Origin of the sequence: Accumulibacter sp. (assembly GCF_031732815.1) — a bacterium.
Classification (GTDB): Bacteria; Pseudomonadota; Gammaproteobacteria; order Burkholderiales; family Rhodocyclaceae; genus Accumulibacter.
Genome location: NZ_JAVMKF010000236.1, coordinates 1 through 19,179, shown reverse-complemented (window position 1 = coordinate 19,179; position 19,179 = coordinate 1). Strand labels below are relative to the sequence as shown.

Genomic DNA, 19,179 nt, shown 5'->3' with positions numbered 1-19,179 from the left:
TACGCTACCAGACGCCGTCAGGGATTTCACGCAGGGTTGCCGAAAGGACACGTTCACTGAAGTGGAGGCTGCACGGCCGATCCTCTACTCACCCGAAGATGTGGCCCGAGTGCACGTCGATGCCGGCCAGAACCGAGGCGCATTTGGGGCGAACCTGCTCGTAATCACGCTCGATCTGAGGTGATCTGCCCGCCAGCGGAGGGAGGTCCGGCGCGCTCAGACCAAGCGCCTGAAGCCTCGCCTTCTTGTCGCTGCTCACGGCGTGCGTGGATGGCTGGCCGACGCGGATCGTCGACCGCGCCCTCCTGGTACCGCAATCTCGCGATAAAGCACACGAGCATCTTGCATCTTCCGGTCAAGGCCGGGGTCGCGCCGTGCACGATAGTCGCTCTTCTTGTGCGGCTTGCTCGCCCGTTGTTGTGAGTCTGCCACACCGTACCTCGGCCAGTTTGCGCCAAACTGGCGTGCCCGGCCTGGAGGGCATGGATCGAGGCAAACTCCGACAACGCCGAGATTGACCACACTGCTGCCATCCGCCCATGGTTCTTCGCTTGGCTGCAGGTCAAACTCGCCACGCTGGCCTTTGCCTCATCGCTGATTTCAGGCGTATGTGGACGATGGCAAGCGTCCTTCAACCCAGCGATCACTCTACCGGCCAAGGGCTTGTCGACACACTTGCATGTAGATGGTTGAACCTCTCACTCCCACTCGGCGCATCACCCTTCAGCAATCGACTATGCTCCACGTACGCCAGCAGAATCCTCGGCTTCGCGGCCCCGCGCGTTGGTGCCGGCCTCGACCTGCCCGGGCCCCCAAGCATCTGTCTGTCCGAACGTCAATAGCGGTGCTGTGGCGCTCCTGGTGTCATCCAACCGGGAATCACGATGAACGAATACTCCGCACAACTTCTCTGGCTCCGTCGTGAGCAGAGTTTTCTTGATCAGCGTTACAGCCGGCGGCACGTCCTGCGTTTTGACGGCGGCGTCGAAGTCGCCGCTTCGTCTTCGCCGCATGTCGTGCCGCTGCCGATGTCGGATCCGGCAGCGATCGACCCGGAAGAGGCTTTTGTTGTCTCGCTGGCCAGTTGCCACCTGCTCTGGTTTCTGTCGATTGCCGCTGGGCGCGGCTATTGCGTCGATTCCTACGCCGACCATCCGGTTGGCGTCATGGCCAGGAATGCGGAGGGAAAGCTGGCGATGACGGTGGTCACCTTGCGCCCGCAGGTAGCCTTCTCAGGCGATCGTCAGCCCACACCGGAGGACGTTCTGGCGATGCACCACGCGGCGCACGAGGCGTGCTTCATCGCCAACTCGGTGCGCTCGGAGGTGCGCTGCGAGCCGCGCCTAAGGTAGGGTCGTCTGCGGCTGGCGCTCGCGCAGCGCTTCGGCGAGCTGGAAGACGGCCATCGCATAGAAGCTCGACCGGTTGTAGCGCGTGATGACGTAGAAGTTGTCGAAGCCGAGCCAGTATTCGGTCGCCGCTTCGGGTGTGACGAGGTCGATCAGCGCTGCCGGGCGATCAGCGTCGGCGGTTGCCCGGACGCCCTGTGCGGCCAGTTCGCGGACACTCAGCGTCGGCTTGATACCCGCTGCGATGAGCGCGCTGGCGTCACCCGGCACCTGCGCCGGAACGGCGATCGGCGCGTCCTTTTGCCAACCGTACTGCTGCAGGTAACGCGCGACGCTGCCAATCGCGTCGCTGGTGCTGGCGCGCAGGTCGATGCGGTCGTCGCCGTCGAAGTCCACCGCGTAGCGCCGCTGGCTGCTCGGCATGAACTGCGGAATGCCGATGGCACCGGCGTAGGAGCCCTTGACGCCGAGCGGGCTGAGGCCGTTCTCGCGCGCCATGAGCAGGAACTGTTCGAGTTCGCTGCGGAAGAATTCGGCCCGCGGCGGATAGTGGAAAGCCAGCGAGGCGAGCGCTTCGAGGACAGTGAAGCTACCCATGTTGCCGCCATACTCGGTTTCGACGCCGATGATGGCGACGATGACTTCCGGCGGTACGCCGTAGATCGCTGCTGCCCGGGCCAGCACGGCGGCGTGCTCGCGCCAGAAGCGCTGACCGCCGGCGATCCGCCGCGGGTTGAGGAAGCGCTCGCGATAGCGCTGCCAGGAGCGCTGCTTTTCGGGTACGGCGGCCGGTCGAATGGCGCGCAGGACGATGGCGTTCGGGCGGATCTGGGCAAACTGACGCGTCAGATGAGCGACATCGAAACCGTGCTGCTCGTGCATGGCGGCAATGAAGGCGCGCACTTCGGTTTGTTCGCTGAACGGGGGGGGAGGCTCGGCGTTGGCGGTGAGCGGCAGAAGGAGCGCGCCGAGGGCTGCAACGAGGGCTGACAGCAAGGTTGAGAACCGGGCCGAGAAGCGCGCCAAGAGGCAGGCCGACAAGCGGGCCGACGAGAGGGTGGTGCATCGTCTGGTCAAATCGTTCTTCTCCTTGGTTTGGGAATCCGGCGTACGCATTCCTGCAGGTGCTGCAATTGTCCGGCGTCGGCGAGGCCGTAGCGCAGTTCGGCGTACTGGCTGGCAGCGGCTGCCGCCAGTGCGGCCAGTTCGGGCTTTTCGCGCGCAACGCGGCCGGCGAAATCGAGTGGCCCTTCCCATGCGGGACGATTGATCCCGTGCCGCGCCAGGCCGGCGCAGAAGCCTTGCCAGGCGCGCTCTACCGGGTCACGCCGCCGCCCGCGCGGCAAGGTCCACCAGGTCACGGCGGCGAGGGTCAGCGCGCTGAATATGGCGAGCGCGGCAGTCATTTCCTGCCAGTCTGGTTGGCGCAGGCCCAGGCGCGACAGCACCTCGCGCTGGCGCTGCGGATTGTAACCGAGCACCCACTGGTTCCATGCGTTGTTCGCCGCTTCCCAGCGATTGCGCAACTGGCGCGCCCAGTCCGCGTCGAGGCGGACGACGACCGGCAGCGGATCGCCATCGGGCAGCGCGGCGGCGATTCCCTGCTCGACGCGCGAGGGTGCGACGGCTGCCGTCGGATCGACGCGCACCCAGCCCTGTCCGGCGAGCCAGATCTCGCTCCAGGCGTGTGCGTCCGACTGGCGCACGGTGAGATAACCGTCGACCGGGTTGATTTCTCCGCCCTGGTAGCCGGCGACGACGCGCGCCGGAACGCCGGCGGCGCGCATCAGGAAGACGAAGGCCGACGCGTAGTGCTCGCAAAAGCCGCTGCGCGTGACGAACAGGAAGTCGTCCATCGCATTGGCGCCGAGCAGCGGCGGGCGCAGGGTATACACGAAGTTCTCGCGCCGGAACAGGGTCAGCGCGGCTTCGGCGATGCGCTCCGGCGGCAACGCCTGCCAGCTTGCGGCCAGCGCGCGCGCGCGCGGGTTGATCTGGGCCGGCAGGCGTAGCGCACGCTGGAGGACCGCCGGCGATTCGCGCTGGTTGACCCGATAGGCGAGGACGGAAGAAAAGCCGAAGCGCGCGCGCGCGCGCAGCGGTTCGCGGGCGAGAACCTCGAGGCCGAAGCCGAAGGCGCTGTCGGCGGGCAGCGTGGTGGGCATGTCGAGGGCCAGCAGCCAGCGCTGGTTATGGGCTTCGAGAATCGTCGTGTAGGCTTGTGCCGGCGCGCTGGCGTCGATCGCCGGTGGAACCGGACGTTCGCCGGCCGGCGCGCTGCGTGCGCGCCAGGTGAGGCCGTCGTACTCGTCAAAGACCGGCCCGCGCCAGTAGAGGCTGGCGTGTTCCGGGACCTCGCCGACGAAGTGGCTGCGGAAAGCGATGGCGCCAGACTGGATCAGATGGCTGATCGAACCCGGCGCCAGGCGATCCGACAAGCCGCTGAGTCCGGCATGCGCATCCTGCGGCAAACCCCAGAGCGGGCCGGAAATGCGCGGGAAGAGCAGGTAGAGGACGAGCATGAAGGGCAGCGACTGGGCGAGCAGGACGAGCGCCTGGCGGGCGATCTGCGGGAGTGGCTGAGCACCGCCATAGAGCCGGATCAGGGTCGCCGTCAGCCAGCCGGTGGCGAGCAGCAGCCAGCCGCCGGTGGGGATGCTCTGCGAATAGAAATAGTGCGTCAGGAGAAGAAAGTAACCCAGCATGACGACGACCAGCGCGTCGCGCCGGCTGCCCATTTCCAGCGGCTTGAGGGCCATGAAGACGACGAGCAGGGCGACTCCGGCGTCGCGCCCGAAGAGCGTTCGATACTGCCAGCCGATGCCGCCGAGGCAAGCGGCGACGAGGAGCGCAAGCCAGGCGCGGTGCGGCAGGCGGCCGCGTCGATGCCAGAGCCAGGTGCGCCAGGCGAGTGCACCGCCGGTGAGCAGCGACAGCCAGGTCGGCAGATGTTCGACGTGCGGTGCGGTCGTCGCCAGGGCGGCGACGAGCAGCCAGGGCGTGGCCCCGTGTTCGAGGTCGGCGGCCGCCGATCTAGTCGTCACCTGCGGCTTCGCTCGTGCCGAAGAGTGCCAGTGCACGCAGACAGCGGCGGCGCTGCGCGTCACCGAGCGCCGGCGGGAAGTGACTGCCGGGCAGGCTCAGTCCGTAGGGCAGGTGCCGCTCTTCGGCGATCTGCAGCCAGCCGGCGAGTATCGACAGGCGCAGCTCCGGGTCCGCGTCGGCCGGCGTCAGTGACCAGTCGAGCCAGAGTTCGTCGCTTGCACCGCCGGCGAACTGCTTGACCAGCAAAGGCTGATCGTCAGTGCGCCGGGCGACGGCGCGCCACGCGATGTGCCGGGTCGGGTCGCTGATCTGGCGCGTACGCAGGCCGGCGAAGTCCTCGCGGCCGTTGACGCCGTGCCGGCTGTCCGTCTGCTGGCCGGACGAGGCAGCGGGCAGCGGGGTACGCAGCGGGCGCGGATAGACGAGGCAGGAAAACGGCGGGTGCGGATAGCTCCAGGCACGAAACAGGCCGAGTGGATAGCGCGTCGACAGGGTGATCCGGCCGGGGTCGAGGCGTCCGCGGCGCGAGGCGACGAAAGGTATGGCGACGGTCGCCGAGCTGCCTGCGGCAAGGTCGAGGATCGCTGCCGGCTGGCCGGTGAAGGCGAATTCGAGCGCCCGTCGCGACAGTCGGCGTGGGTTTTCGACGAGCAGCGGAAAGCGCGCTGTTTCGCCAGCGAAGACGGCGGCACACGGTGCGGGTAGCAGACGCAGGCCAAACAGGTTGTTGAAGGTGTGCACCATGCCCACCAGGCCAAGGCCGGCAAGGAGAAAGATCAGCGCGTGACCGAGACTCAGGTTGTAATTGATCGCGCCAACCGCCATGACCAGGAGGACGGCCGCGTAGAGCAGCCCGGCGGCGCTCGGTACGATGAAGATCCGCCGTTGGGAAAGGACGATCGGGAGTTCTTCGTCGCGCCCGAGGCGGAACAGCCAGCGCTGGACGAGAGCGAACGGGCGCATCAGGGGAGTGGCACGCGTCGGAGGAGCACGAGCACGTCGTCCTCGGCGGGATGGCTGCCGCTGGCCAGGCGCAGACGATGCCGGCTGACCGCGGCAAAGACGGCCTGCACGTCTTCCGGCAGGACCATCTGGCGTCCCCCGGAAAAGGCCCAGGCACGCGCTACGGCGAGCAGTGAGAGTGCCGCGCGCGGGCTCAGGCCGTGCACAAAGCGTTCGTCGTTGCGCGTGGCGCCGACCAGTGCCTGGACGTAGTCGAGCAGCGGCGGGGCGGCGTGCACGGCTGCCGCGGCCTGCTGCAGCCGGGTGAAATCGGTCGCCGCCAGGCGCGGCGCGAGAGTTGGCAGATGATCGCGTCGGCCGCCGCTTTCGAGCAGCGCGCGCTCGGCTGCGCGATCAGGATAACCCAGTTCAATGCGCAGCAGGAAACGATCGAGCTGCGACTCCGGCAGCGGGAAGGTGCCGATCTGGTTCGACGGGTTCTGCGTTGCGATGACAAAAAAGGGTTCGGGCAGCCGGCGCGTTTCGCCTTCGCTGGTCACCTGCCCCTCTTCCATCGCTTCGAGCAGCGCGCTTTGCGTTTTCGGCGTGGCTCGGTTGATCTCGTCGGCGAGCAGCAGCTGCGAGAAGATCGGGCCGGGCAGGAATCGGAAATCGCCGCGCTCACGGTCGAAGATCGATACGCCGAGAATGTCGGCGGGCAGCATGTCGCTGGTGAACTGGATGCGCGAGAACTGGAAGCCGAGCAGGCGGGCCAGCGTCTGCGCCAGTGTCGTCTTGCCGACGCCCGGCAGGTCTTCGATCAGCAGGTGGCCACGCGCCAGCAGACAGCACAGCGCCAGCCTGGTCTGCCGGCTCTTGCCGAGAACGACCGTGTTGGCGGCGGCGAGGATTTCGCTTACGCGAGCGGTTTCAGCGGTGGGCGGCATGGCTTGTCGTGGCGGCGTAAATGGGACGATAATAAACCATCAGCGAACAACTCGACTTCCCGCGGATTCCGGCGCCGGTGCCGGCTTCCCTCTGCGGCACGAAAGGCAAACGTGACCAGCACTGCATTCATCACCCACCGTGACTGCCAGCTCCATGACATGGGTTCCTACCATCCGGAATCGCCGGAGCGGCTGACGGCGATCAATGATCACATGATCGCGCAGGGGCTGGACTCGTACCTCATCTACCACGACGCGCCGCAGGCGACTTTCCAACAACTCAAACGGGTCCATACCGCGACGCACCTGGAGCGCCTCAAGCGTGCCTCGCCTGAACTCGGAATCGTTCACCTCGACCCCGATACCGCGATGAACCGGCATACCTGGCAGGCCGCCTTGCGCGCTGCCGGCGCCGGCGTGCTCGCCGTCGATCTGGTGATGAAGGGCGAAGTCCGCAGTGCCTTCTGCTCGGTTCGTCCGCCTGGTCATCACGCCGAACGTGCAAGCGCAATGGGTTTCTGTTTTTTCAACAATATCGCGGTCGCTGCGGCGCATGCGCTGGAAGCCTACAAGCTGGCGCGCGTGGCCGTGGTCGACTTCGATGTGCATCACGGCAATGGGACTGAAGACTGCTTCCGGGCCGATCCACGCGTGCTCATGGTGAGCACCTTTCAGCACCCCTTCTATCCCTATAGCGGCACCGAGAGTCCGGCGCCCAACATGCTCAACGTACCGCTCGCCCGAGGTGCCGACGGCGAAGAGTTCCGGCGCGTCGTGAGCGACCTGTGGATGCCTAGACTCTACGAATTCCGGCCGGAAATGGTCCTCATCTCGGCCGGTTTCGACGCGCATTACGAGGACGAGATGGGTGGCCTGCGCCTGCTCGAAAAGGATTACGCGTGGGTCACCGGCCAGCTCAAGCTGCTCGCCGAAGAGACAGCGCAAGGACGGATCGTCTCCATGCTCGAAGGCGGCTACGCGCTCTCGGCACTGGCCCGCTGCGTCATCGCGCACCTGCGCGTTCTGGGCGACCTCTGACGCTGGTCGCACACCTTGAGCGCGCCGCCGAGGGCGGCGTTTTTCGTGGTCAAGCGACTTGCCTTCGGTTAGAATCCGCTGCTTCAAGGCCGCGCGCCTCCGCCTAACTCCAGAGCACCAGTCATGAAAACGATTACCGGATCGATCGTCGCGATCGTTACCCCGATGCACGCTGACGGCAGCCTCGACCTGCCGGGCTTGCGCCGTCTGGTCGATTTTCACGTCACCGAGGGTACCGACGCGATCGTCATCGTCGGGACCACCGGCGAATCGCCAACGGTCACCCTCGCCGAGCATTGCGAACTGATCCGCGTTGCCGTCGAGCAGGCGGCTGGGCGCCTGCCGGTGATCGCCGGAACGGGCGCCAATTCGACCGCCGAAGCGGTGGAACTGACGCGCTTTGCCCAGCAGGCCGGCGCTGATGCCGCACTGTCGGTGGTTCCCTATTACAACAAACCGACGCAGGAAGGGCTGTATCGCCATTTCCGCACGATTGCCGAAGCGGTCGATCTCCCGGTCATCCTCTACAATGTGCCGGGCAGGACGGTCGCTGATCTGAGCAACGATACGGCCTTGCGCCTGGCCGAGATACCCAGCATTGTCGGCATCAAGGACGCGACGGGCAGCATCGATCGCGGCAGCGAACTGATCAATCGGGCGCCGGCGGGTTTTTCCGTCTATAGCGGAGACGATGCGAGCGCTTGCGCTCTGATTCTGCTTGGCGCCAAGGGGAACATCTCGGTTGTCGCCAACGTTGCGCCCCGCCTGATGCACGAAATGTGCGCCGTGGCGCTGCAGGGAGATGCGCTGCAGGCGCGCGTGATCAACGCTCGTCTGCACGGACTGCACCGGCAGCTTTTCTGCGAGGCCAATCCGATTCCGGTGAAATGGGCGTGTCAGCAGCTCGGACTGATCGAATCCGGTCTGCGCCTGCCGCTGACACCGCTTTCTGCTGATTGCCAGGCGCGCGTCCGGACTGCCCTGGTGCAGGCCGGCGTGCTCGCCTGATTGCGAGGCCAGCAGATAATGGCCATAGGCTCGCATCAACGGCTGCTTGTCGTGGCGCTCGCCAGCAGCGTGGCGGCGTGCAACGGTTCCCTTTTCGAAAGCAAGAAGATCGAGTACAAGACGGCGTCGAGTACGCGCGCGCCGTCGCTGGAGGTTCCGCCCGACCTCACTTCGCCGACGCGCGACGAGCGCTACGCCGTTCCCGACATCGGTGGCGGCAAAGGCACGGCCACCTTCTCGGCCTACAGCGCCGAGCGCTCGCCGGAAGCGCGGTCGCAGCAAAAGGGCGACGTCCTGCCCCAGGTGGACAAGGCGCGCATCGAGCGCGCCGGAACGCAACGCTGGCTGGTTGCCGCCGGATCGCCCGACAAGCTTTGGGGAACGATCAAGGAATTCTGGCAGGAAACCGGCTTCCTGATCACGCTCGAGTTGCCTGACGCGGGCGTGATGGAAACCGATTGGGCCGAAAACCGGGCCAAGATTCCGCAGGACTTCATCCGCAACTTTCTTGGCAAGGTGATCGATTCGGTGTATTCGACACCCGAACGCGACAAGTTCCGTACGCGTCTCGAACCGGGCAGCGAAGCGGGAACGACCGACATCTTCATCAGCCACCGCGGGATGTACGAGATCTTCGTCAGCGAGGGCAAGGACCAGACCAAATGGCAACCGCGCCCGGCCGATCCCGAACTCGAAGCGGAGATGCTGCGGCGCCTGATGATTCGCCTGGGGAGCGAAGAAAAGCGGGCGGCAGAGGTGGTCCGTGCGGCGCAGGAAACGCCGCCCGAGCGGGCGCGCCTGTCGCGTGGCGCCGATGGTGCGGGAACGCTGGAAGTCGAAGAGTCGTTTGACCGTGCCTGGCGGCGGGTTGGCTTGGCGCTCGACCGGGTGGGCTTCACGGTCGAAGACCGCGACCGCTCGCGCGGGCTTTACTTCGTTCGCTACGTCGATCCGGAAATCGACAACGAGAAGAAGGACGAAGGTTTTCTCTCCCGGCTGAACATCTTCAAGTCGAGTGCCAGCAAACCGCAGACGCAGTACCGCATCTTCCTCAAAGATGTCGGCAGCCGGTCGACGGTTCAGGTGCTCAGCGCCGAAGGTGGCGTCGACCAATCGGAAACCGCGAAGCGCATCCTTGGCCTCTTGCACAATCAGTTGAAGTAGCCTCCTGAGGTGTCTTGCGTTTGGCTGCTCGGCAGCTCTCGCCTTGGAAGCGGTGCTGGTGTTGCTCGCCGCTGACCGGATGTCCGGGCGGCGCCAGGTCGGTAGCGCGATTGCTGGCAGCGGTCCGGGTCGCACCGGCCGGGCCAAAGGCTCAGGACACGCAGAGCAAAGGCAGAGCAAAAAAAAGCCGGCCAATGCCGGCTTTTTTCGTCTCGCGGACGATGATTACTTCTTCATCGCGTCCTTGGCGGCGTCGGCAGCACCTTGGGTGGCGGCACCAGCAACTTCCTTGGCCTTGTCGGCAGCTTCCTTGACCTTGTCGGCGGCGGCGTCCTTGGCCTTGTCCATCGCGCCTTCGGCCGGCTTGGCAGCATCGGCGGCCGGCTTGGCGGCATCGGCTGCGGGGGCAGCAGCCGGGGCGGCAGCAGGAGCAGCGGCCGGGGCGGCAGCAGGAGCAGCAGCGGCCGGGGCGGCCGCGGGAGCGGCGGCTGGCTTGGCCTCTTCCTTCTTGCCGCAAGCGGTAACAGCAAGAGCGATCAGCGCGGCTACGAGCAGGGAGTTCTTCATATTGGGTTCCTTATCGACATAGAGATTGGTTACAACGGGCTAAGAACTGATTGGTTGACCGGCTAGCACGTCGATCAATGGCGTATTTTAGCACCTATCCAGCGCTCAGACGTTTCTTCTTCCCCCATTTGACCTGCCCTGGCGCTCTGTGGCGCAAATGCGACGGTATTGCGTGCGGTTCTAGTGCTATAATTATCGGCTCGGTGGTTGGCGTGTTCGGCCATCGTAAGCGCACCGCGAACCGTAACTCCGAACCTTCCTGTCCCCGGGGCTGCCTGTCGCAGCATTCCGCCGGGTACGGCCATTGGCCGGTTCTGTCCTCCGCAGCGAACGGAGTCTTTTCTTCAGCTTCTTCGTCTGGTTGGCGTTGCATCCTTTTGCCATGGCCGCGTGCATTTCCACCAGGTGGACGTACGCGCATCCACACGAGAAAGAGAAGTATGACTTTTGCCGAAATCGGCCTCCATCCGGCCCTGCTTGCTGCCCTTGCCGACTGTGGCTACAGCCAGCCGACACCCGTGCAGCAGCAGGCGATTCCTGCCGCGCTCGCGGGTGACGATCTGTTGGTTTCGTCGCCGACGGGTTCGGGCAAGACCGCTGCCTTTGTCCTGCCAGCGCTTGACCTCCTCGCCAACGAGCAGCGCCCGCTGCCGGTCAAGGCGCCCGCTCGTCCGGCGCACACGCCGCGCCGTGGCTCGCAGGCTGGGCGTCGAGCGTGCTCACCGGCGCAGCCGCGCATGCTGGTTCTGACACCGACGCGCGAACTGGCGCTGCAGGTTACCGCGGCGAGCGACCGCTACGCTGTCCGCTTGCGGCAGGTGAATGCCGTAGCCATTCTTGGCGGCATGCCCTACGCCAAGCAGATGGAACTGCTGGCACGCAATCCCGAGATTCTCGTCGCGACGCCTGGCCGCCTGATCGATCACCTGAACTCCGGAAAGATCGATTTCTCTCTGTTGCGCGTACTGGTTCTCGACGAAGCGGACCGTATGCTTGACATGGGTTTCATCGAGGACATCGAGACGATCGTTGGCGCAACACCGACGACGCGCCAGACGCTGCTCTTTTCGGCGACGCTCGACGGTACGGTCGGCGAGCTGGCGCAGCGCATGACGCGCTGCGCGCGGCGCATCCGAGTCGATGCCGTCGCCGACCGGCACGAGCCGATCGAGCAGCGCATGCACTTCGTCGACGATCAGGCGCACAAGAACCGCTTGCTCGACTTTCTCCTGCGCGACGCGGCGATCGGTCAGGCATTGGTGTTCACCGCCACCCGGCGCGATGCCGACATGCTCACTGATCGCCTGAATCTCGCCGGATTGAACGCGGCTGCGCTGCACGGCGACATGCATCAGGGGGCGCGCAACCGGACGCTCGCCGCCATGCGCCGCGGTCAGGTGCGCATTCTCGTGGCGACCGATGTCGCCGCGCGCGGCATCGATGTGCCGGCGATCACGCATGTCTTCAACTATGATCTGCCGAAGTTTGCCGAGGATTATGTGCATCGGATCGGTCGGACCGGCCGGGCTGGGCGCAGCGGCTTGGCAATCTCGCTGGTGCACCATGGTGAGCGCTTCAACGTCAGAAAGATCGAACGTTTTACCCGGCAGACGATTCCGGTGAGCATCGTTGCCGGGCACGAGCCGACTCGCCAGGCGCCGACGGCGCCTCGCCCGACCGGCAAACCCGGTTGGAAAAAGGCGGCCAAGGCGGCGCCCGGCCGCGCTCGCCCAGGCGCCGGTCGCCCGATCGCTGCCGCGTAGGCCGCTCTCGTCGGGCAGGCTGCTGCCTCTGGAGGCTGAGTGAGCGCTGACCGAGTGGAGCGGGCGCCGCCCGGCGGCTTGCCAGGCGGCGTTACAGCGGCTTGCCGCCCAGTGCCGGGCCGGTCGCCGCGCCTGGTCGGCGGTCACCGCGCGGGGCTGCGGGTGCGGCGACCGGGCGGCCGCCGATTCCTGGGAAGCTCGCCTTGCACTTGATTCCCGCCGGCAGTTTCAGACCCGGGTTGTTCATTTCGAGACGCACACCGAAAGTTCCGCTGGCCGCGTCATGGACGCGATCGATGACTTTCACGCTGGCGCTGTAGCGTCCGCCGACGGGGGCTTCCGGCAGTACCTCGACGCTCTGCCCAAGGCTCAGCTTGGCGAAGGCCTCGATTGGCATAAGGACTTCGACGAATAGCTTGCTGATCTCCGCCAGGCGCAGGATAGGCTTGCGCAGGTCGCGGTTATCGGCCAGTTCGCCGGCATTCAGCATGCGGTCGACGACGACTGCGTCGATCGGGCTTCTGATCGTCCGCAGGCGCAGTTGCTCGGACAGGCGGCGGTATTCGATTTCCGCCAGCCGCCGGTCGTCGCGCGCTTCGAGCAGCTCCGATTCGGCCAGTTTCTTTTCGGTCAGCGCCTCGTCACGGTCGTGCAGTGAAATGAACGACTGGCCGGCCAGCTTCTCGCGGCGGTCGTACTTTGCGCTGGAGAAGGCCAGTCGGCTTTCGCCAGTCCGTATCTTGCTCTGCATCGTCGACCGAAAGCGCGCCGATTCGGTTGCCGCGCGCTCAACTCCCGACTCGAGGGTGACCAGCACCTGTCCTGCCTTGACCATGTCTCCGCGGTCAACCCAGATCTTTTCGATCAATCCTTCGCTCGCCGCCCGCACGTCGACCGTCTTGCTCGGCTCGATGATGCAGTCGAACTCGCCGGCGGCTGCCGGCCCGCCGGCCAGCAGCCCGAGCAAGGCGACAGCGCCGAGCGCCTCGTTCAATCGTCTTGTCATCGTTCTCCCATCGCTGGTTCCTCTCACTTACTCGCCTTTCCCGGCAAAGGCCAGGGACTGCGCCATTCGTTTGTCGAGTTCGACCGTCTGCCGACGAATCCGCGAGTTCTGTCGCTCGGCGGCCGCCTGCGCGTAGCGCCTGAGCAGGCGACCAAGACGATCAGGCAACAGACCGTCGGGCGAAACGCGCGTGCGCAGCCAGGCCAGCAGGCGCGCCGCATGGGCGACAAACAGCTCATCGTCGAGGGCAACGATTGCCTCGCACGATCCGGGGTCACCCTGTCTGCCAGCACGACCAAAAAGCTGCCGGTCGATGCGCGCCGAGTCGTGATACTCGGAGAGGATCACGTGCAGACCACCGGCCGCGCGTACCGCCTGGGCGAGCAGGATGTCGGTGCCGCGTCCGGCCATGTTGGTGGCCACGGTGATCCGCCCGGGCTGCCCGGCCTGGGCGATGATTTCGGCCTCACGCGCGTCCTGGCGGGCATTGAGCACCTCGTGCTCGAGTCCGGCCGCCGTCAGGTGGTGGCTGGCCCGTTCGGAAGCTGCCACCGAGCGCGTGCCGATCAGCACCGGCCGCCCCGCCTGGCGCATCTGCGCGGCGCGCTCGGCGATCGCTGCCCAGCGCTGGTCGCCGTCGCGAAAGACGCGCTGCCCGAGGTCGCGGCGGATTACCGGCCGGTTGGGCGGTATGCGCAGGACATCGAGTGCGTAGACCGACCGCATTTCGGGCGCGACTTCGGTGGCCGTGCCGCTCATTCCGGCCAGGCACAGATAGCGGCGGAAATAACGCTGATAGGTGATGCGCGAAATGGTTTCGCGGCGCTCGCTGATGTCCAGGCCTTCCTTCACCTCGATCATCTGGTGCAGGCCGCGTTCCCACGAACGATCGGCCATCACCCGACCGGTGTATTCGTCGACGATCTGGATCTTGCCCTCGCTGATGATGTAATGGCGGTCGCAGGCAAAGAGGTGGAGCGCCGACAGGCCCTGCTCGACGAGTTCCTCGCGCGCCCGCGAGATGGCCCACAGTCCGCTCAGGCCGTGGGCAAATTCGGCGACCACGGCGCGTCCGGCGTCGGTCAGTTCGACGCTGTGTTCGTCAGCGCGCAGCCGGTAGTGCTCGCCGTTCGCCAGGCTGCCGGCGAGCGCCAGCGCCTGCGCGTAGAGCGCACGCCCGTGCGGATCATCGATGTTGCTCGAAATGATCAGTGGCGTTCGCGCTTCGTCGATCAGCACGCTGTCCGCCTCGTCGACGATGGCGTAGAAGAGGCCGCGCAGAAGCGCCGGTGAGCGCTCGCCGGTGGAGCTCAGCCAGTCGCCGACGACCGCGCGGGCGCCGCCCAGCGTGTGCTTGGCGGTGATCCGATCGCGCAGGTAGTCGAAGACGAGGTCCTTGTTGACGCAGTAGGTGACGTCGCAGCGATACGCTTGCGCACGCTGTGCGTTGTCCTGCTCGGGGACGATCAGCCCGACGCGCAGGCCGAAAAAGGCATAGACCGGGGCCAGATACTCGGCGTCGCGTCGCGCCAGATACGCGTTGACGGTGATCACATGTACGGCCGCACCGGCCAGGGCGATGGTCACGGCGGGCAGCACTGCGGTCAGCGTCTTTCCTTCGCCAGTCTGCATTTCGGCCAGCGTGCCGCGCAGCAAGGCATAGCCGCCCATCAACTGGACCGGATAGTGGCGCAGGCCGAGTCGGCGCGCGCAGACTTCGCGGATCAGGGCAAAACTCTCGGCGGCATGTTCGTCGTGCGGTCCGGCCGAGGCCAGCGTTTCCCGCAGTGTCTGCGCGCGCCGCTGCAGTTCGTCCTCGGAAGCGCGGCCGAGATCGTCGGCGAGCGCCGCACAGCGCTCGGCAAAACCACGCAGCCGACGCAGGCGAAGCGGCGAGCCGCGTTGCGCCCAGCGGCCGAGCAGGCGACCGAGCCAGCGATCGAGCGCGCCGTCCTTGCCGTCGCGTCGTTCCGGATACAGGCCCGGGCCGAACTCGTGGACCTGCCAACTGGCGAGCAGTGGCCTAGACATTGAAGCGCGCCAGGAAAAGTTGGCGCAGGCGGCGCGCCCACTGCTCGCCGAGCGGTTCGGCGTGATGGTGGAAGCGCACGTAGACGCGCGTTCCGACCTCGACGCGGCCAATCTCTTCGGGTAGTTCGAGATCGAACTGGAACAGCCTCTGCAGCGACTTCAGTCCGTGCGTGTCGCGCGGATCGGTGGCGTGCAGTCCGCCACCGGCGGTGGACAGCGCCTTGCTCGGCAACTGGTCGTGGCCGCCGGGCACTTCGCGCAGGATGCGTGCCGGATACGTCTGCGCGAGCCGGTCGGCGACCTTCACTTCGACGCGTTTCTGGCGTTCGCGCACGAGCGCAATGTCGTCCTGCGTGACGACGACGCGCACCAGGCGCGGCGGACCGCTGAGCAGATAGCCGAGCATCTCGCCTTTGCGCACGTAGCGCTCGGGCAGATCCTCGGCGCGTGCCAGCCTGAGCACGCCGGGCACCGCCGCCACGACGAGCAGCGAGGCCAGCTTCTCCTCGGCGCGCGCCAGCGCCACCTGTTCGCGCGCGATATCCTCGCGCATCGCCGCCGCTTGCGTACGTTCCTCGAACATCAGCGACGCGTATTGCACTTCAAACTGGCGCAGGCGGGCACGCGTCTGCTCGGCCTCGGCCACCAGTGCGGGCTGGTTCATCGCCAGCACCAGGTCGCCCGCCTTGACCGGCGTTCCCGGGTTGGCCAGAAGACGTTCGACGAAACCGTCGCCGGCGGCGCGCAACTCGGCGTTCTCGGGCACCCAGACGACGCCTTCGGCGTGCGTGCGCAGCGGCATCGGCAAAGCGAGCACGCCGATTACGGTGAGCGCCAGCAGGCCGAAAGTGACCACTCGGGCGCGCGTCCGCGCGCGCTGCAGCTCCGGGCTGTTCAGTACGTAGTTCAGGCCCTTGGCGAGCGGCACGACGAACATCGTGATTGCCGCCCAGAGCGCGAGGACGACGCCGATGAAGAAGAACTCGCCGGCAATGAACAGCGTGATGGCGATCATCACCATCGTCCGATAGACGAACGACGCCGCGCCGTAGAAGACGAACCAGCGCCGTTCGCCGGGCGTCGCCACCGGTGGATCGAGCGTGCGCAGGCCGAACAGGTAGCGCTTGGCCAGCCACTGCCAGTACTGGTTGGCGCGATTGCCGAGGTTGGGGATCTCGAGGAAATCGCTCAGCACATAGTAGCCGTCGTAGCGCAACAGCGGGTTGCCGTTGAAGAGCAGCGTCGAGGCGCCGGCGACGACCAGGACGTTGAAGGCAATCGAGCGCAGCAGTCCGGGTTCGACGAGAATCCAGACCCACATTGCCAAGCCGGCGAGAAAAAGCTCGACGAGGATGCCGGCAGCGCCGACCACCATCCGCCGCAGCTTGCTGCGAAAACCGGCTGAGGCGGTCGCATCGACGTAGGGAATCGGCGCCAGGACGAGCAGCATGATGCCCATTTCGTGCACTTCGCCGTCGCCCGATTTGACCGCGTAAGCGTGCCCCATTTCATGCAGCAACTTGATCAGCGGATAGACGAACCAGAGCAGCAGCAGATTGTTCGTGGCGAGAATCTGATCGCTCAGGTTGGCGGTCAATTCCTGCCAATGTACGCCAGCCAGGAGCGTCGCCGGCAGAACGACGGCCAGCCAGGCGAGCAGGCCGAGTTTTCCGGCCAAAGCGCTGACCAGCGGCCAAGTCCGGTTGAGGAAGGCGTCGGGATCCCACAGCGGAAGGCGGATCGACATCGGATTGACAAAGCTCTGCAGCAGCTTGCGCCGTTTCTGCTGCGCACCGCGGCTGGCCAGTTCGTCGACATCCGGCGGCACGTTCGACTGCAGCAGGTCCCCGGCGTGCAATTGCGCGAGCAGGCGGATCACTTCGTCCTGCGTCGGTGCCTCGGTCCCCGCCTCGGCCGCGACGATGCGCCAGATTTCGTCGATTGTCCGCTCGCCATCCATCAACTGCACGACGCGGTACGCCGCCGGGCTGAAACGATGCAGCTTGCCGGAAGCGCTGTCGGCGAGCACGTACCAGGGTTGGCCGCGAAAGCGCTGGCGGTGAATGCGCGCGTGCCGGCGCAGTTCCGGACGCAAGTCCGCGACACGGTACCAGGAGGCGCTGAGAAACGGGCCGGACATTCCTCGGCGCAGCCTAGGGCAGCCAGGTCCAGGCCTGCATGCGCAGCCAGTCGGTCAGCCGATGCGTCCAGATCCAGGCATAGCTCTGCTCGCCAACGCTGATCTTGCCGACGCCTTCCATACCGGGACGCAGCTTGAGATCGCTGCGCGCCAGTTGCGCTTCAACCCGAAACACGTTCTTGCCGTCTTCGGCTTCGGCCATCGAAACGTTGCGCACGGCGAAGTCGAGGGCCTCGCCGGCCAGGCCGGCGAGTACCAGGGTGCCCGACTGGCCGACGCGCACGTCGCGAATGTCGCGATCCTCGACCTTGAGGATCACCCGGTAGGCGTCGAGCGGTGCGACCTCGAAGAGCAACTTGCCCTGCTCGACCGGCGAACCGAGCAACTGGCTCAAGTCGCCGGAAACGACGACGCCGTCGAAAGGTGCGACGATCGTTGCGCGGGAGAGCTTTTCCTCGACCAGCGCCAGTTGCGCTTCGGCTTCGCGCACCTGCGCCAGCGCGACATTGGCGTTCGCGCGCTCGTGCTTGGCCAGCCCGTCGCGATAGCGCGCCAGATGCTGCTCACGCTCGGACAACCAGCGCTGGCGCTCGACGAGCAGATCGCGCTCGTCGAGCACGGCGAGCGTCTGCCCCTGCTTGACGATGAAACCGGCACGCACCGGCGCTTCGCGCACGAAGCCATCGAACGGCGCGACCGCCGCGCGCTGTACTTCGCCTTCGACGACTGCGCGCGCGCCGACGCGGTACTCGCCGTCGAGCAGAACGGTGCCGGCGACAAGCAGTGCAGCAATCGCCAAGCCGACGCGCAGGCCGGGTCGTCGCGTGTCCTGCAGGTGGCGCCGGAAGTCGCGCAGGCGGTCGACCGCGCGCCCGGCGAACCAGCGGTGCAGCGCGACCTTGCTCTCCAGCAGCGGCGCGAGGAGTGTGGCAAGCGCTTCGAAGCTGCGCAGTTCGTCGGCGGCAAACGGTGTCGCGTCGTGGCGCTCGAAGGTCAGCACACCGATTCCCCGGCCGCGGCTGGTCAGGACGACCGAGCAGACGGCGCGTCCGGCGGCAAGATCGCGGTGCGCGACGGCAATGCCGCTGCTGCCTTCGGCGCTGGCCGGGAAAGCAATGCTGCTGCGCTGATCGAGCGCTTCGTCCATGGCGTTTTCGAGGGCTGCGACAAACTGGCTCTTCTTTTCGAAGAACGCCGAATGCGACATCGCCAGCAGCCGCGTGCGCCCGCGCTGGTCGATCCCCAGCGAAACGCGCGCACAGGAAAAGCGGCTGGCCAGATCGTTCACCACGGCCATCGCCAGCGGCTGCAGCGCTTCGTGCTCGGCGGCGATGGCCAGTACGTCGAGGGCGGTGCGTGCCCGTTGCAGACTCTCGGCGTCGTGCAAGGCGCTGCGGCGCAGGTAGAGGACCTCGAGCCAGCCGATTCCCCAGTGCAATTGCCTGAGGACGAGCTGCAGTGCCGCTTCCGCACGTTCGCTCAGGTCGAGTACGACAGCGCCCTGCATCTGTCCGTCGACCTCGATCGGGTAGGCGACGACGACCAGCGCTCCCGGCTGAGCCCGCAGAATCCTGGCGCGGCGCTCGCTCAGACATTCCTCTGCTGCCGGTGCCAGATGGCTCACTTCACTCGTCGCCAGCGGCCAGATCGCCGCCGGAACGTAGGTCCCGCCGTCCTGTTCGAGCAGAAGCAGGCCACGACGCACGTCGGCCACCTGCGCGCACTGGATTGCCAGCCAACTGTGGCAGAAATCAGCCGCCGACTGTGCTGCGGCAAAGCTCGCCCAGGCAGCCGCATCGTCGGTAGCGGTCTGGCCGCCAGCTGCGGACGCCTGTCGAGCCTGATGTTGCGTTGAGGCGTTTGCGGAGTGCGATTCGCTGTGCAATTCGGGACGGGCCTGGCGGTGGGCGCAAGAAGAAGGGTTCTGAAGGGGAATGGGCAAGGCGCGCGACCGGGCACCAGGACCTTGACGCCATTGTACGGCAACACGGAGTGAGCCGTGCCCTTCCTCAGGCGCTCGGCTGGCTGCACGCTGCGACGTGCCGGATCGCCGCGAAAACGGCCGATCGGATTCTCTCCTTGGGCGCGGCGCCTGCTCCGGCCGGGAACGGTCGAGCATGCCCGGTTGTTAGTGGCTGCGAAGAACCGCGGAAATCTGGCGCGCGAAGATGGCGGAGAA

15 protein-coding genes are annotated in these 19,179 nt (G+C 66.3%); 6 read left to right on the top strand and 9 right to left on the bottom strand.

Going from position 1 to position 19,179, the window contains the following annotated elements; genetic code table 11:
* Together RKP46_RS14625 and RKP46_RS14620 are read left to right on the top strand one after the other, a co-directional pair.
* Window positions 1-184: hypothetical protein (locus tag RKP46_RS14625; protein WP_311107313.1), on the top strand; the 184-nt coding region annotated here is incomplete at its 5' end.
* A 700-nt stretch (window positions 185-884) separates the two neighbouring features.
* A complete protein-coding gene (locus RKP46_RS14620) occupies window positions 885-1,352 on the top strand; it encodes an OsmC family protein (RefSeq protein WP_311107312.1) in 468 nt (155 codons plus the stop codon).
* Here RKP46_RS14620 and mltB read toward each other — a convergent pair.
* The 4 genes from mltB to RKP46_RS14600 all read right to left on the bottom strand — a co-directional run bounded on the left by mltB (window position 1,344) and on the right by RKP46_RS14600 (window position 6,283).
* Window positions 1,344-2,345, bottom strand: a complete 1,002-nt coding sequence (gene mltB, locus RKP46_RS14615; protein ID WP_311107314.1) for a lytic murein transglycosylase B — start codon at window positions 2,343-2,345, stop codon at window positions 1,344-1,346. The genes RKP46_RS14620 and mltB overlap by 9 nt on opposite strands.
* 77 nt (window positions 2,346-2,422) lie before the next feature.
* The gene (locus tag RKP46_RS14610; protein ID WP_311107311.1) at window positions 2,423-4,393 is read right to left on the bottom strand and encodes a DUF3488 and transglutaminase-like domain-containing protein; all 1,971 of its coding nucleotides are present in this window, start codon (window positions 4,391-4,393) and stop codon (window positions 2,423-2,425) included.
* Window positions 4,383-5,357 carry a DUF58 domain-containing protein gene (locus tag RKP46_RS14605; RefSeq protein ID WP_311107310.1) on the bottom strand — a complete coding sequence of 325 codons (975 nt, stop codon included), beginning with the start codon at window positions 5,355-5,357 and terminating at the stop codon, window positions 4,383-4,385. The genes RKP46_RS14610 and RKP46_RS14605 overlap by 11 nt, the downstream gene beginning before the upstream one ends.
* A complete protein-coding gene (locus RKP46_RS14600; protein WP_311107309.1) occupies window positions 5,357-6,283 on the bottom strand; it encodes an AAA family ATPase in 927 nt (308 codons plus the stop codon). Before RKP46_RS14600 ends, RKP46_RS14605 begins: the two co-directional genes overlap by 1 nt.
* 111 nt (window positions 6,284-6,394) lie before the next feature.
* Between RKP46_RS14600 and RKP46_RS14595 the strand changes: the two genes are divergently transcribed.
* The 3 genes from RKP46_RS14595 to bamC all read left to right on the top strand — a co-directional run bounded on the left by RKP46_RS14595 (window position 6,395) and on the right by bamC (window position 9,493).
* Window positions 6,395-7,321: a histone deacetylase family protein gene (locus RKP46_RS14595; RefSeq protein ID WP_311107308.1), complete on the top strand. Its 927-nt coding sequence runs from the start codon at window positions 6,395-6,397 to the stop codon at window positions 7,319-7,321.
* Between the two features lie 123 nt (window positions 7,322-7,444).
* On the top strand, window positions 7,445-8,329 hold the full coding sequence (gene dapA / locus RKP46_RS14590) for a 4-hydroxy-tetrahydrodipicolinate synthase (RefSeq protein ID WP_311107307.1): 885 nt from the start codon (window positions 7,445-7,447) through the stop codon (window positions 8,327-8,329).
* 18 nt (window positions 8,330-8,347) lie between these two features.
* A complete protein-coding gene (bamC, locus tag RKP46_RS14585) occupies window positions 8,348-9,493 on the top strand; it encodes an outer membrane protein assembly factor BamC (protein ID WP_311107306.1) in 1,146 nt (381 codons plus the stop codon).
* Between the two features lie 225 nt (window positions 9,494-9,718).
* Here the strand turns inward: bamC and RKP46_RS14580 are convergent, their stop codons facing one another.
* The gene (locus tag RKP46_RS14580) at window positions 9,719-10,060 is read right to left on the bottom strand and encodes a hypothetical protein (RefSeq protein WP_311107305.1); all 342 of its coding nucleotides are present in this window, start codon (window positions 10,058-10,060) and stop codon (window positions 9,719-9,721) included.
* 440 nt (window positions 10,061-10,500) lie between these two features.
* Here RKP46_RS14580 and RKP46_RS14575 point away from each other — a divergent pair, with 440 nt between their 5' ends.
* On the top strand, window positions 10,501-11,823 hold the full coding sequence (locus tag RKP46_RS14575) for a DEAD/DEAH box helicase (protein ID WP_311107304.1): 1,323 nt from the start codon (window positions 10,501-10,503) through the stop codon (window positions 11,821-11,823).
* A gap of 91 nt (window positions 11,824-11,914) precedes the next feature.
* Here RKP46_RS14575 and RKP46_RS14570 read toward each other — a convergent pair whose 3' ends face one another.
* The 4 genes from RKP46_RS14570 to RKP46_RS14555 are packed head-to-tail and all read right to left on the bottom strand — an operon-like array spanning window position 11,915 to window position 18,714.
* The gene (locus RKP46_RS14570) at window positions 11,915-12,829 is read right to left on the bottom strand and encodes an efflux RND transporter periplasmic adaptor subunit (protein ID WP_311107303.1); all 915 of its coding nucleotides are present in this window, start codon (window positions 12,827-12,829) and stop codon (window positions 11,915-11,917) included.
* 27 nt (window positions 12,830-12,856) lie between these two features.
* Window positions 12,857-14,860 carry a preprotein translocase subunit SecA gene (locus tag RKP46_RS14565; RefSeq protein ID WP_311107302.1) on the bottom strand — a complete coding sequence of 668 codons (2,004 nt, stop codon included), beginning with the start codon at window positions 14,858-14,860 and terminating at the stop codon, window positions 12,857-12,859.
* Entirely contained in the window at window positions 14,853-17,000 is a 2,148-nt protein-coding gene (locus tag RKP46_RS14560; RefSeq protein WP_311107301.1) for a PqqD family peptide modification chaperone, read from the bottom strand. Before RKP46_RS14560 ends, RKP46_RS14565 begins: the two co-directional genes overlap by 8 nt.
* Window positions 17,001-17,013: 13 nt before the next feature.
* A complete protein-coding gene (locus RKP46_RS14555; protein ID WP_311107300.1) occupies window positions 17,014-18,714 on the bottom strand; it encodes an HlyD family efflux transporter periplasmic adaptor subunit in 1,701 nt (566 codons plus the stop codon).
* Window positions 18,715-19,179: the final 465 nt, after the last annotated feature.

Excerpts from the sequence above, each read along its gene's own strand:
- RKP46_RS14620 (WP_311107312.1), top strand. The coding sequence starts at position 885 with ATGAACGAATACTCCGCACAACTTCTCTGGCTCCGTCGTGAGCAGAGT.
- RKP46_RS14565 (WP_311107302.1), bottom strand. The coding sequence starts at position 14,860 with ATGTCTAGGCCACTGCTCGCCAGTTGGCAGGTCCACGAGTTCGGCCCG.
- dapA (WP_311107307.1), top strand. The coding sequence starts at position 7,445 with ATGAAAACGATTACCGGATCGATCGTCGCGATCGTTACCCCGATGCAC.
- RKP46_RS14560 (WP_311107301.1), bottom strand. The coding sequence starts at position 17,000 with ATGTCCGGCCCGTTTCTCAGCGCCTCCTGGTACCGTGTCGCGGACTTG.
- RKP46_RS14570 (WP_311107303.1), bottom strand. The coding sequence starts at position 12,829 with ATGACAAGACGATTGAACGAGGCGCTCGGCGCTGTCGCCTTGCTCGGG.
- RKP46_RS14575 (WP_311107304.1), top strand. The coding sequence starts at position 10,501 with ATGACTTTTGCCGAAATCGGCCTCCATCCGGCCCTGCTTGCTGCCCTT.
- RKP46_RS14605 (WP_311107310.1), bottom strand. The coding sequence starts at position 5,357 with ATGCGCCCGTTCGCTCTCGTCCAGCGCTGGCTGTTCCGCCTCGGGCGC.
- bamC (WP_311107306.1), top strand. The coding sequence starts at position 8,348 with ATGGCCATAGGCTCGCATCAACGGCTGCTTGTCGTGGCGCTCGCCAGC.
- RKP46_RS14600 (WP_311107309.1), bottom strand. The coding sequence starts at position 6,283 with ATGCCGCCCACCGCTGAAACCGCTCGCGTAAGCGAAATCCTCGCCGCC.
- RKP46_RS14580 (WP_311107305.1), bottom strand. The coding sequence starts at position 10,060 with ATGAAGAACTCCCTGCTCGTAGCCGCGCTGATCGCTCTTGCTGTTACC.